Below are 12,357 nucleotides of genomic sequence, written 5' to 3'. Positions count from 1 at the left end.
CCTAAGCCTTGTCCAGCAACGGAAGAGGAGCCCCGACCAGCCCCGCGGCGAGCGTCGTGCCGTCGGCCGGGTCGATCACCAGGAAGGCGCCGGTCCGGCCGCGGCTCGCGTAGTGGTCGACCGGGAGTGGCTCCGCCGTGCGCAGCGACACCTGGCCGATCTCGTTGAGGGTCAGGGTTTCGGGGTCCTCGTGGGTGGAGAGCTTCTGCTCGTCGAGGCGCGTGCGCAACTCCGTGACCACTGCCTGGACGGTCTTGGCGCCGGACTTGACAAGGACCTTCTGGTTGTGCCGCAACGGCTTGTCGGCGAGCCACGCGAGCGTCGCCGACAGGTCGTCGGTCAGCTCGGGCGCCTCGGCCGCCGCCGCGATCACGTCCCCGCGGGCGATGTCCACGTCGTCGGCCAGCAGCAACGTCACCGACCGGCCGGCCACCGCCTCCGGCAGCTCACCGTCGGGGGTGTCGATGCGCTCGACGGTGGTGCGCAGGCCGGCGGGCAGCACGACGACCTCGTCACCGGGCCGCACCGTGCCCGCCGCGACCTGGCCCGCGTAGCCGCGGTAGTCGGGGTGGTCCGCCGTGCGCGGCCGGATCACGTACTGCACGGGGAAGCGGAACGGCGCCTCGTGCGGGTCCGGCTCCACCGGCACGGTTTCCAGGTGGTCCAGCAGCGTCGGGCCGGTGTACCAGGGCGTGTGCGGCGACTTCTCGACCACGTTGTCGCCGCGCAGCGCGGAGACGGGGATGGCGAGGACGGCGCCGACGGGGTAGCCGAGCGACGTCGCGTGTGCCGTGAACTCCTTGGCGATCACCTCGAACGTGCCCTCGTCATAGTCCACGAGGTCGATCTTGTTGACCGCCAGCACGAGCCGGGGGACACCGAGCAGGGCGAGCACGGCGGCGTGGCGGCGGGTCTGCTCGACCACGCCCTTGCGCGCGTCGACCAGCAGGATCGCCAGCTCGGCGGTGGACGCGCCGGTGACCGTGTTGCGGGTGTACTGCACGTGGCCGGGCGTGTCGGCGAGCACGAACGTCCGCTTGTCGGTGGCGAAGTAGCGGTACGCCACGTCGATCGTGATGCCCTGCTCGCGTTCCGACCGCAGCCCGTCGACGAGCAGTGACAGGTCCGGAGTGGACAGTCCCTTGTCGACGCTCGCGCGGTGCACGGCGTCGAGCTGGTCGGCCAGCACGGACTTCGTGTCGTACAAGAGACGGCCGACGAGCGTGCTCTTGCCGTCGTCGACGCTCCCCGCGGTGGCGAGCCTCAGGAGATCGCTCATCAGAAGTAGCCTTCCCGCTTGCGGTCTTCCATGGCGGCCTCGGACAGCCGGTCGTCCGCGCGGGTCGCGCCACGCTCGGTGAGCCGGGACGCGGCGACCTCGGCGATCACCTCGTCGAGCGTGGTTGCGGTGGACTCGACCGCGCCGGTGCACGAGCCGTCGCCGACCGTGCGGTACCGGACGGTCTTGCGAACCTTGGTCTCGCCGTCGCGCGGGCCGCCCCACGGGCCCTCGGCGAGCCACATGCCGTCGCGCAGGTAGACGTCGCGCTCGTGCGCGTAGTAGATCGACGGCAGCTCGATGTTCTCCCGCTGGATGTAGCGCCACACGTCCAGCTCGGTCCAGTTCGACAGCGGGAACACGCGCACGTGCTCACCCGGGCGGTGCCGGCCGTTGTAGAGGTTCCACAGTTCCGGGCGCTGCCTGCGCGGCTCCCACTGACCGAACGCGTTGCGGAGGCTGAAGATCCGCTCCTTCGCCCGTGCCCGCTCCTCGTCGCGGCGCCCGCCGCCGAACACCGCGTCGAACTTGTTCTCCGTGATGGTGTCCAGCAGCGGCACGGTCTGCAGCGGGTTGCGGGTGCCGTCGGGGCGTTCGGTGAGGCGGCCGTCGTCGATCCAGTCCTGCACCTTGGCGACGACGAGGCGCAGCCCGTAGCGCTCGACCACGCGGTCGCGGAAGTCGATGACCTCGTCGAAGTTGTGCCCGGTGTCCACGTGCAGCAGCGGGAACGGCACCGGCGCCGGCCAGAACGCCTTGACCGCGAGGTGCAGCAGCAGCGTGGAGTCCTTGCCGCCGGAGAACAGGATCACCGGCCGGTCGAACTCGCCCGCGACCTCGCGCATGATGTGGACGGCCTCGGACTCGAGGCGCCCCAACGCGTCCAGGGTCTGTACGGTGGCGGTCATCCGTGCAACCCGCATTCCGTCTTGGCGAGCCCGGCCCAGCGACCGCTGCGGGCGTCCTGGCCCGGCAGCGGTTTCGCGGTGCACGGCGCGCAGCCGATGGACAGGTACCCCTCGGAGACCAGCGGGTTCTCGAGGATGCCGTTCTGCTCGATGTAGTCGCGGAACTCCTCGTCGGTCCACGGCGCGATCGGGTTGATCTTCACCAGGCCGTTGCGGTCGTCCCACTGCACGATCGGCGTGTTCGCGCGGGTCGGCGCGTCGACGCGGCGCACACCGGTCACCCAGGCGTCGTAGCGGGCGAGGGTCTTGCGCAGCGGCACCACCTTGCGCAGGAAGCAGCACTGCGTCGGGTTCGTCTTGTTCAGCAGCCCGAACTCGGCCTCCTGGTCGGCGACCGACTGCTCGGCCTCGGCGTTCACGATCCGCACCGACGGGTAGGTCACCTCGACGGCGTCGCGGGTGCCGATGGTCTCCGCGAAGTGGTAGCCGGTCTGCAGGAACAGCACATCGATGTCCGGCTTCGCCTTGACCGCCAGGTCGATCAGCACCGCGTCCTGCATGTTCGACGCCACGATGAACCGGTCGCCGAACGTCTCCGCGGTCCACGCCAGGGCTTCCGCCGCGGTGGCGTCGGCCAGGTCCTTCTCCGCTTGCTCCGCTATGCGCCGGAAGTCGGTCGCGGTCGTCACCGGGTCACCTCTTCTTTCGCAAGGTTCAGTCCCACGAACTTGACGGTGAACACGCGACGGCAGCCGCCGCACAGCCACGCCGCGTGGGGTTCCTCCTGCGGGCGAAGGTCCTCGTCGCCGCAGTAGGGGCAGTAGAAAGGCGTTGCCCGCTCGGTCATTTCAGGTCCGCCTCGTCGGCCCGCGCCACCCACTGCGGGAAACGCTCGTCCGGCTTGCGGTCGGCAACGTAGTTGCGCACCACGCGCTCCACGTAGTCCGGCAGCTCCTCCGCGGTCACCTTGTGGCCACGCAGCTTGCGGCCGAACCCGGCGTCGAGACCGAGCCCGCCGCCGAGGTGCACCTGGAAGCCCTCGACCTGGTTGCCGTCGTCGTCGGTGACGATCTGGCCCTTCAGCCCGATGTCCGCGGTCTGGATGCGGGCGCAGGAGTTGGGGCAGCCGTTGATGTGCACGCTGATCGGCGTGGTCACGTCGCCGGTGATGTCCTTGAGCCGGTCCTCGAGCTGGCCGACGAGGTTCGCGGCGCGGGCCTTGGTCTCGACGATCGCGAGCTTGCAGAACTCGATGCCGGTGCAGGCCATCACCCCGCGCCGCCACGGCGACGGGTCGGTCTGCAGGCCGAGCCCCGCCAGCGCGGTCTTCAGCCGGTCCACTTCGGACTGGACGACGTCGAGGACGATGAGCTTCTGCAGCGGTGTGAACCGCACGCGGCGCGAACCCGCCTTCTCCGCGGCGTCGGCCACCGCGATGAGCGTGCTGCCGGAGACGCGGCCCGCGATGGGCGCGGCGCCGACGTAGAAGTTGCCGTCCTTCTGCTTGTGCACACCGATGTGGTCGCGCGGCACCTCCGGCACGACCGGGGCGGGCCCGTCGGCCAGCGGCCGCTTCAGGTACTCGGTCTCCAGGACCTCGCGGAACTTCGCGGCGCCCCAGTCCTTGACGAGGAACTTGATGCGTGCGCGGTGGCGCAGGCGCCGGTAGCCGTAGTCGCGGAAGATGCCGATCACACCCGCCCACACGTCCGGCACGTCGGCCAGCGGCACCCACGCCCCGAGCCGCTGGCCGATCATCGGGTTCGTGGACAGGCCGCCGCCGACCCACACGTCGAAGCCGGGCCCGTGCTCGGGGTGCTCGACCCCGACGAACGCGACGTCGTGGACCTCGTGCGCCACGTCCGGCAGCCCGGAGATCGCGGTCTTGAACTTGCGCGGCAGGTTGGAGAACGCCTTGTCGCCGACGTAGCGGCGCTTGATCTCGTCGATCGCGGGCGTGCCGTCGACCACCTCGTCCTCGGCGATGCCGGCAACGGGGGAGCCGAGGATGACGCGCGGGCTGTCGCCGCACGCCTCCATGGTGGTGAGGCCCGCGTCCTCGAGTTTCCGCCAGATCACCGGCATGTCCTCGACGCGGATCCAGTGGTACTGGACGTTCTGCCGGTCGGTGATGTCCGCGGTGTCCCGCGCGTAGTCGCGCGACACCTCACCGATCACGCGGAGCTGATCGGTGGTGACGGCGCCGCCGTCGATGCGGACCCGCAGCATGAAGAACTCGTCGTCCAGCTCCTCCGGTTCCAGCGTGGCCGTGCGGCCGCCGTCGATGCCGGGCTTGCGCTGGGTGTAGAGGCCGTACCAGCGGAACCGCCCGCGCAGGTCGGCCGGGTCGATCCCGGCGAAACCCGTGTGGGCGTAGATGTTCTCGATGCGGGCGCGGACGTTGAGCGGGTTGTCGTCCTTCTTGCTGCGCTCGTTGGGGTTGAGCGGCTCGTGGTAACCGAGCGCCCACTGCCCCTCACCGCGCTTCTGGCGTTTCGTGGTGGGAGTTGACGACACCCGTCCGACCTCCGAGGTCTGGGCACCCGTGTGCGCGGACGACGTCGGGAGGTCGCCGGCGCACCCGAGCGCCGGCGTACGAGAAATAGATGACGGCGGCGGCGGGCTACCGCCGGCACATCGCGCTGGAAACCCGAACGAAGTCCACGTGGCGCCGGGCCACGAGGAGCAGTTCGGTAACAGCGGACATGACTTCAGCGTGCCACGCGTCCACGGGGTGGTCCACCGCCATCCGCATCGTGAGACGGCCCCGCTGAAGGTTGCACCCGGCCGCCGGAAGTGCCAGGTCCGTTCGGCCGGTGACGCCCGTCACCACGGAAGAACCGCCCCGACGCAGTACCGCCCGCATGCCGGGCGCGCAGCGCCCGGACCCCGCGAAGCGGGACCAAGCCCCACCACCCACTGAAGGGTGCCTGCCATCCCGTCGACCTGGCGAAGCCCGATCACACCGGGTCAAGGGGGCCCGAAGCCCAACGCAACCCCGTGCCCAAGCCGCCGGGCCCCCTTGACGCGGTGTGATAGCCCTCCGGGAGGTCGACGGGATGGCAGGCACCACCACTCAACAGCAGTCCTTGCCAACCCAACCCCGTGCAAGACCCCCGCCATCCCGGAGACCAGCCCCTCCGGCGAGGAGGCCCGTCCGGCAGGACGCCCTCCGGCGAGGACGCCCGTCCGGCGAGGACGTCACCCAGGACGGCGAAGACCCCCGGGGGAACCCAAGGCGGGGCCAACCACCAGCAGCCCAGGAATGGCCGACCGCACCTTCCGAGCGCTCATGCAACCTCCCCGGGCTCCCCGTCGTGGGGAACAGGTGGAAGGGAGCCACATGCGACATGCGGACCAGGAGAGTTTCCGGGACTTCGCCGTGCTGCACGCCGCCTCGTTGCGCAGGTCGGCGTTCCTGTTCTGCGGTGACTGGCACCTGGCGGAGGACCTGATGCAGGCGACGCTGATCAAGGTCTACCGCTCGTGGGCCCGCGTGCAGAAGCACGACAGCCTGGCCAACTACGGCCGCACCGTGCTGTTGCGGACCTGGCTGGACGAGAAGCGCAGGCCGTGGCGCCGCTCCGAGCACAGCGCGGCCGACGTGCCGGAGTCGCCGGACCCGTCGGCCGACCCGGCGGCGAGCGCGCACCGGTCGTGGGTGCGGGACGTGGTCCACCAGGCGCTGTTGCGGCTGCCGCCCCGGCAACGGGCGGCGGTCGTGCTGCGGTACTTCGACGACCTCTCGGTCGCCGAGACGGCCGCGGTCATGGGGTGTTCGCACGGCACCGTCAAGAGTCAGACGGCACGCGGGCTGGAGACCCTGCGTGGCACGGTCGTGCGGCTGCCGGTCGCGGAGGGGGTGTTGTCGTGAGCGAAGAGGACGTGCGCGACGGGTTGCGCGACGCGGTGGCCGGCGAACCACCGCTGGTGTTCGACCCCGACGAGCTGGTGGCGACCGCACGGCGCCAGACCAAGCGCAGGCGTGCCCTCGTGTCGGTGGGGGTGGCGACCACCGTCGTCGCGGTCGCCGCGGTCGCGGTGCCGTTCGCCCTCGGCATCCCACGGGGGAACGACGGGGTGACGGTCGGCAGCGCACCGGCGACGACCACCACGACCACCACGGCCCAGCCGCGGGACATCGAGTGGCCGCCCCCCGGCGTCGAGCCCGCGCAGTACACGGCCGAGCAGCTCAGCGGGCGCGGCAAGGCGATGCGGGCGCACCTGACCACGAGGTTCGCCGCGGTGGTGCCCGAGGCGACCGCGGTCGAGGTGCAGCCGTTCGGCGGTGAGGCGGCGGGGTCGGTGTCGGACGGGCAGACCTACCTCAACGCGTTCACCCGGTTCACCCTGCACGGCGTCCCGTACGCGGTCGACGTCCAGGCGATCGCACCCGGCGCGGCCCCCTCCCCCGAGGAGCAGTGCGGCGAACGCCGCGCCTGCGAGGTGGAGGAACTACCGGACGGGAGCTGGTTGCTGATCACCGACGACAGCCAGGGCGAGAGCAGGATCGCGTCGGCCATCCACTACCGCGACGACGGCGCCGTGGTCCGCGCCACCGGCTACAACTACGACCCCACCGGACAGACCGCGGCCCGGTACGCCCCGGCCGTCCCGCTGACCATCGAGCAGCTCACCGCGCTGGCCACCGACCCCGAGCTGGGCCTGTAGCGGTCAGGGGAGCACGCCGGTGGTGCCCCGGTCCAACGTCCGCCGCATGGCCGCGGCGCCGTGCGCCATCAGGGCGGCGACGTCGGCGGCGCGCTCGTCCGGCAGCAGGTCCACGTGCCACACCAGCCGGGCGCCCGCGCCGTCGGCCACCACCTGCGCGGTGCCCTGGTAGTGGGTGAAGCCCTCGGTGATCGCGTACGTGAGCCTGCGCTGCTCGTCGTCGACGCCGACGAGCAGCTCGCGCACCTCCATGCCGGTGAAGAAGGTCAGCACGCGCTCCCGCCCGTCGGACTCGCACGCCGTCACGAAGCCGCGGACCAGCCGTTCGTGCAGTGCCCCGAAGTCACGCAGCGCGTCCCAGACCACCGCCGGGTCCGCGTCGAGGGGCACGTCCTGTCGCAGAGTTGCGGGACGACTACCGCCTGGTGCTGGTGCGGCGGGGCCGGTTCCGCCGCCGCGTTGCGGGCGCGGTGGTCGACCTGGACCCGGCGGTCGCGTACCTCGGCGTGCCGGGGGAGCAGGAGAGCTTCGCGCACCCGGCGGGCGGGGACGTGTGCACGTCGGTGAGCCTGTCAGCGGAGCTCGGGGAGCGGCTCGCGGGCGCGGCACGGCCCGTGCTGTACGTGGACGCGCGGGTCGACCTCGCGCACCGGCGCCTGCTCGCCGGCACCGACGACCCTGACTTCGGCCTGGTCGAGGCCCTGCTCACGCTCCTGGGGCACACGCCACCGCCGCGACCCGCCGACCGGCTGCTGGTCGACCGGGCACGCGACGCGATCGCCGCCGACGACGCCTCGGCCGCCGGGCTGCTGTCGCTCGCGGCCGCGCTCGGCGTGTCGCCGTACCGGCTGAGCAGGGCGTTCACCCGCGAGCTGGGGGTGTCGCTGACGCGCTACCGCAACCGGGTGCGCGTCGGCCGCGTGCTGGACCGGCTCGAGCGCGGCGAGCGCGGGCTGGCCGCGCTCGCCGCCGATCTCGGGTTCGCCGACCAGGCACACCTCTGCCGGACGGTGCGTGCCCACGTGGGCCACACCCCGACCGAGCTGCGCGCGTTGCTCAGCGGTTGACGTCGCGGACGGCGCCCTGCGAGGCGTCCGTCGCCAGCTTCGCGTAGGCCCGCAGCGCCGCCGTCACCGGACGCTGCCGGTCCACCGGCTGCCACGGCCGCTCGCTCGACTCCATCTTCGCCCGGCGGTCGGCCAGGACCTGCGGGTCGACCAGCAGCTCGAGGCGCCGCTCGTGCACGTCGATCAGGATCCGGTCACCGTTCTCGACGAGCCCGATGGTGCCGCCGCCTGCCGCCTCCGGGGAGATGTGGCCCACCGACAGACCCGACGACCCGCCGGAGAACCGGCCGTCGGTGATCAGGGCGCACTTCTTGCCGAGCCCAGCGCCCTTGAGGAACGCGGTCGGGTGCAGCATCTCCTGCATGCCCGGCCCGCCCGCGGGGCCCTCGTACCGCACGACCAGCACCTCGCCCGGCTGGATCTCCTTGTTCAGGATCACCGACACGGCCTGCTCCTGGCTCTCGACGACCCGCGCGGGCCCCTCGAAGCGGAACAGCTCCTCGTCGATGCCGGCCGCCTTGATGATCGCGCCGTCCTCGGCCAGGTTGCCGCGCAGCACCGCGAGGCCGCCCTCGGCGGTGTACGCGTGCTCGACGTCGCGGATGCAGCCGCCCGCCGCGTCGGTGTCCAGCGACGACCAGCGGTTGCCGGTGGAGAACGCCTTCGTCGTCCGCACGCCCCCGGGGGCCGCGTGGAACAGCTCCACGGCCTCCTCCGACGGTGCCGCCGCGCGGATGTCCCACTGCGACAGCCACGCCTCGAGCGACGGCGAATGGACCGAGTGCACGCCCTCGTTCAGCTTCCCGCCGCGCCACAGCTCGCCGAGGATGGCCGGGATGCCGCCGGCCCGGTGCACGTCCTCCATGTGGTAATCCGAGTTCGGCGACACCTTCGACAGGCACGGCACCCGCCGCGAGATCGCGTCGATGTCGGCCAGCGTGAAGTCGACCTCACCCTCGCGGGCGGCCGCGAGGATGTGCAGCACCGTGTTGGTGGACCCGCCCATCGCCATGTCGAGCGCCATCGCGTTCTCGAACGCCTCGCGCGTCGCGATCGAGCGGGGCAGCACGGAGTGGTCGTCGTCGCCGTAGTAGCGCTTGGCCAGCTCCATCACCGTCGTGCCAGCCCGCTCGAACAGGGCGCGGCGCGCCTCGTGCGTGGCGAGCGTCGAGCCGTTGCCCGGCAGCGCGAGGCCCAGGGCCTCGGTCAGGCAGTTCATGGAGTTGGCGGTGAACATGCCCGAGCACGACCCGCAGGTCGGGCACGCCGACTGCTCGATCGCCGACAGGCCGAGCTCGTCGACCTTGTCGTTCGCCGACGCCGCGATCGCCGTGATCAGGTCCGACGACGGGTGCGCGACACCGTCGAGGACGACCGCCTTGCCCGCCTCCATCGGCCCGCCGGACACGAACACGGTGGGGATGTTGAGCCGCATGGCCGCGTTCAGCATGCCCGGCGTGATCTTGTCGCAGTTCGAGATGCACACGAGCGCGTCGGCGGCGTGCGCGTTGACCATGTACTCGACGCTGTCCGCGATGATCTCGCGCGAGGGGAGCGAGTAGAGCATCCCGCCGTGCCCCATGGCGATGCCGTCGTCGACGGCGATCGTGTGGAACTCGCGTGCGGTGCCACCCGCCGCGCGCACCGCCCCGGCCACGATGTCGCCGAGGTCACGCAGGTGCACGTGGCCGGGCACGAACTGCGTGTAGGAGTTCGCGATGGCCACGATCGGCTTGCCGAAGTCGCTGTCGGTCATGCCGGTGGCACGCCACAGCGCCCTGGCGCCGGCGGCGTTGCGGCCGTGGGTGGTGACACGGGAACGGAGCTCAGGCACGGCTCCTCCAACTTCTATTCAGCTTTGGCTTCTTCCCGGGGCTCCTCGGACTCCTCCTCGGGAGTTTCGGCGGGAGCGGGGGCCTCGGTGGGATCGTCCAGCCGTCCGCCGCTGATCAGCGACAGGGCGGGGAGGTGGCGCGTGCGGACGTTGGGCAGCGGGAGTTCCTTCCCGGCCTCGTCGACGGCACGCACCCAGGACCGTTCGGACACCTTCAGCGCACGCACGTCCGACCACGGCAGCACGTGCCTGCCGAACAGGGTCCGCGCCACGAGCTTGTCGCCGTCCGCGGTGGTGCGGACCCGCAGGATCCAGGCGATCGCGACGACCGGGATCACGTAGATGGCGTACAGACCGGGCGCGGCCCACGCGAACGGCGTGGCGGTGATGGCGAACAGCAGCGCACCCAGCACGGCCGTGGACGGAATCTTGAACACGAGCCGTGACGGCAGCTGCGGAACGGTCACGTCCTACATGGTGCCACGGCCGCGAGCAGGGCGGACGAGCAGCTGACCTCTCATCATCCGAGATCACAATCCCGCAGAGTTGACGCCCTACGCCGATCGCACTAACGTCTGCAAGCGTGCCCCAGCAGACCGGTCTCGTACTTCCCCAGCGCGTTCGACGCTGAGGAAGTCAGCTGCGTCGAACGCGCGACCCTCGTACGGCCCATCGTGGTCGACGGGGGTTTTTTCGTGTGTGAGGCCAGTTCGAGAGCCTGGTAGAGACCCCGACAAGAGGCTGAAGCCGATGACCAGTGCGACACAGCGGACGACCCCGGTCGCCGCGACGCCAGGGCCCCGTCCCGGGAGCCCCCGACCCAAACCAGCCCCACCGACCGGCACGCCGGTCCGCGTGACCGGTGCCCAGTCGCTCGTCCGGTCGCTCGAGGCGGTAGGCGTCGAGGTGGTGTTCGGCATTCCGGGCGGGACCATCCTGCCCGCGTACGACCCGCTCCTGGACTCGACGAAGGTCCGGCACGTCCTCGTCCGCCACGAGCAGGGCGCGGGCCACGCCGCAACCGGGTACGCGCAGGCCACCGGCAAGGTCGGTGTGTGCATGGCCACCTCCGGCCCGGGCGCGACGAACCTGGTCACGCCGCTCGCCGACGCCAACATGGACTCCGTGCCGGTCGTCGCGATCACCGGTCAGCAGACCAGGGCCCTCATCGGCACCGACGCGTTCCAGGAAGCGGACATCTGCGGCATCACGCTGCCGGTCACCAAGCACAACTTCCTCGTGACCGACCCCGCCGACATCCCCAGGACCATCGCCGAGGCGTTCCACATCGCGAGCACGGGGCGGCCCGGCCCGGTGCTCGTGGACATCCCGAAGGACGTGCTGCAGGAGAACACGTCCTTCTCGTGGCCGCCCGAGATGCGCCTGCCCGGCTACAAGCCGACCACCCGCCCGCACGGCAAGCAGGTCCGCGAGGCGGCGAAGCTGATCGTCAACGCCAAGCGGCCGGTGTTCTACGTCGGTGGCGGTGTGCTGAAGGCGAACGCGTCGGCCGAGCTGAAGGAGCTGGCCGAGCTGACCGGGATCCCCGTGGTCACCACGCTGATGGCCAAGGGCGCCTTCCCCGACTCGCACCGCCAGCACCTGGGCATGCCCGGCATGCACGGGTCGGTCGGCGCGGTGGCCGCCATGCAGCGTTCCGACCTGCTGATCGCGCTGGGGGCGCGGTTCGACGACCGCGTCACCGGCCAGCTGTCGACGTTCGCGCCGGACGCGCAGGTCGTCCACGCCGACATCGACCCGGCGGAGATCTCCAAGAACCGCCGCGCGGACGTCCCCATCGTCGGTGACTGCAAGGAGATCATCGCGGAGCTGATCGCCGCGGTGCGCACGGAGATCGCCGACGGCGGCAAGCAGGCCGACCTGGCGAAGTGGTGGCAGCAGCTCGACACCTGGCGCGACACGTTCCCGCTCGGCTACGAGTGGCCGGAGGACGGGTCGCTGTCGCCGCAGTACGTCATCGAGCGGATCGGCCAGATCGCCGGCCCGGAGGCCATCTACACCGCGGGCGTCGGCCAGCACCAGATGTGGGCGGCGCAGTTCATCAAGTACGAGAACCCCGCCACGTGGCTGAACTCCGGCGGTCTCGGCACGATGGGCTACGCGGTGCCGGCGGCCATGGGCGCCAAGTTCGGCCGGCCCGACAAGGTCGTGTGGGCGATCGACGGTGACGGCTGCTTCCAGATGACCAACCAGGAGCTGGCCACGTGCGCCATCGAGGGCGCGCCGATCAAGGTCGCCGTGATCAACAACGGCAACCTGGGCATGGTCCGGCAGTGGCAGAACCTCTTCTACTCCGAGCGGTACTCGCAGACCGACCTGGGCACGCACAAGCACCGCATCCCGGACTTCACCCTGCTGGCGGAGGCGCTCGGGTGCGCCGGGCTACGCTGTGAGTCCAAAGAGGACGTGGACGCCGTGATCCACCGCGCCATGGAGATCAACGACCGCCCGGTCGTGATCGACTTCGTGGTCGGCAAGGACGCGCAGGTGTGGCCGATGGTCGCCGCCGGTACCGGCAACGACGAGATCATGGCAGCGCGCGGCATCCGCCCGCTGTTCGACGAGGACTGATCTGAC

General features: G+C 71.2%; 12 protein-coding genes. 4 read left to right on the top strand and 8 right to left on the bottom strand.

All coding sequences use genetic code 11. The features are described from left to right. Position 1 precedes the first annotated feature (1 nt). From ACYQ77_RS28265 to ACYQ77_RS28245, 5 genes are read right to left on the bottom strand one after another with little or no spacing between them, the layout of a single operon-like run. On the bottom strand, positions 2-1,279 hold the full coding sequence (locus tag ACYQ77_RS28265; RefSeq protein ID WP_459716526.1) for a sulfate adenylyltransferase subunit 1: 1,278 nt from the start codon (positions 1,277-1,279) through the stop codon (positions 2-4). After that, positions 1,279-2,187 (bottom strand): sulfate adenylyltransferase subunit CysD, encoded by a 909-nt coding sequence (gene cysD, locus ACYQ77_RS28260; RefSeq protein ID WP_459716524.1) that lies wholly within the window; start codon positions 2,185-2,187, stop codon positions 1,279-1,281. The genes ACYQ77_RS28265 and cysD overlap by 1 nt, the downstream gene beginning before the upstream one ends. Further along, positions 2,184-2,876 (bottom strand): phosphoadenylyl-sulfate reductase, encoded by a 693-nt coding sequence (locus ACYQ77_RS28255; protein ID WP_459716523.1) that lies wholly within the window; start codon positions 2,874-2,876, stop codon positions 2,184-2,186. The genes cysD and ACYQ77_RS28255 overlap by 4 nt, the downstream gene beginning before the upstream one ends. Then, entirely contained in the window at positions 2,873-3,034 is a 162-nt protein-coding gene (locus tag ACYQ77_RS28250) for an Insertion element protein (RefSeq protein WP_396105970.1), read from the bottom strand. Before ACYQ77_RS28250 ends, ACYQ77_RS28255 begins: the two co-directional genes overlap by 4 nt. Then, positions 3,031-4,704 carry a nitrite/sulfite reductase gene (locus tag ACYQ77_RS28245; RefSeq protein WP_459716522.1) on the bottom strand — a complete coding sequence of 558 codons (1,674 nt, stop codon included), beginning with the start codon at positions 4,702-4,704 and terminating at the stop codon, positions 3,031-3,033. Before ACYQ77_RS28245 ends, ACYQ77_RS28250 begins: the two co-directional genes overlap by 4 nt. An 826-nt stretch (positions 4,705-5,530) precedes the next feature. On the opposite strand from ACYQ77_RS28245, the gene ACYQ77_RS28240 reads away from it, so the two are divergent. Together ACYQ77_RS28240 and ACYQ77_RS28235 are read left to right on the top strand one after the other, a co-directional pair. Next, positions 5,531-6,061, top strand: coding sequence for an RNA polymerase sigma factor (locus tag ACYQ77_RS28240; protein WP_459716520.1), 531 nt, complete (start codon positions 5,531-5,533; stop codon positions 6,059-6,061). Then, the gene (locus ACYQ77_RS28235) at positions 6,058-6,858 is read left to right on the top strand and encodes a hypothetical protein (protein WP_459716519.1); all 801 of its coding nucleotides are present in this window, start codon (positions 6,058-6,060) and stop codon (positions 6,856-6,858) included. Before ACYQ77_RS28240 ends, ACYQ77_RS28235 begins: the two co-directional genes overlap by 4 nt. Positions 6,859-6,861: 3 nt before the next feature. Here the strand turns inward: ACYQ77_RS28235 and ACYQ77_RS28230 are convergent, their stop codons facing one another. After that, positions 6,862-7,248: an SRPBCC family protein gene (locus tag ACYQ77_RS28230; RefSeq protein ID WP_459716518.1), complete on the bottom strand. Its 387-nt coding sequence runs from the start codon at positions 7,246-7,248 to the stop codon at positions 6,862-6,864. A 14-nt stretch (positions 7,249-7,262) separates the two neighbouring features. On the opposite strand from ACYQ77_RS28230, the gene ACYQ77_RS28225 reads away from it, so the two are divergent. Further along, positions 7,263-7,925 (top strand): helix-turn-helix transcriptional regulator, encoded by a 663-nt coding sequence (locus tag ACYQ77_RS28225; RefSeq protein WP_459716516.1) that lies wholly within the window; start codon positions 7,263-7,265, stop codon positions 7,923-7,925. Here ACYQ77_RS28225 and ilvD read toward each other — a convergent pair. Both ilvD and ACYQ77_RS28215 read right to left on the bottom strand, forming a co-directional pair. Then, positions 7,915-9,759: a dihydroxy-acid dehydratase gene (gene ilvD / locus ACYQ77_RS28220; protein ID WP_459716515.1), complete on the bottom strand. Its 1,845-nt coding sequence runs from the start codon at positions 9,757-9,759 to the stop codon at positions 7,915-7,917. The two genes, ACYQ77_RS28225 and ilvD, sit on opposite strands and share 11 nt — an antisense overlap. Positions 9,760-9,773: 14 nt before the next feature. After that, a complete protein-coding gene (locus ACYQ77_RS28215) occupies positions 9,774-10,226 on the bottom strand; it encodes a PH domain-containing protein (RefSeq protein ID WP_459716514.1) in 453 nt (150 codons plus the stop codon). A 283-nt stretch (positions 10,227-10,509) separates the two neighbouring features. Here ACYQ77_RS28215 and ACYQ77_RS28210 point away from each other — a divergent pair, with 283 nt between their 5' ends. Then, positions 10,510-12,351, top strand: a complete 1,842-nt coding sequence (locus ACYQ77_RS28210; protein ID WP_459716512.1) for an acetolactate synthase large subunit — start codon at positions 10,510-10,512, stop codon at positions 12,349-12,351. Positions 12,352-12,357: the final 6 nt, after the last annotated feature.

The organism is Actinophytocola sp. KF-1 (genome assembly GCF_054661535.1).
The sequence above is the reverse complement of the archived record's forward strand: the minus strand, read 5'-3'. Positions and strand labels throughout refer to the sequence as shown.

Bases quoted from the DNA above. Each gene is read 5' to 3' on its own strand.
- ACYQ77_RS28250 (WP_396105970.1), bottom strand. From the start codon at position 3,034: ATGACCGAGCGGGCAACGCCTTTCTACTGCCCCTACTGCGGCGACGAG.
- ACYQ77_RS28240 (WP_459716520.1), top strand. From the start codon at position 5,531: ATGCGACATGCGGACCAGGAGAGTTTCCGGGACTTCGCCGTGCTGCAC.
- ACYQ77_RS28210 (WP_459716512.1), top strand. From the start codon at position 10,510: ATGACCAGTGCGACACAGCGGACGACCCCGGTCGCCGCGACGCCAGGG.
- ACYQ77_RS28265 (WP_459716526.1), bottom strand. From the start codon at position 1,279: ATGAGCGATCTCCTGAGGCTCGCCACCGCGGGGAGCGTCGACGACGGC.
- cysD (WP_459716524.1), bottom strand. From the start codon at position 2,187: ATGACCGCCACCGTACAGACCCTGGACGCGTTGGGGCGCCTCGAGTCC.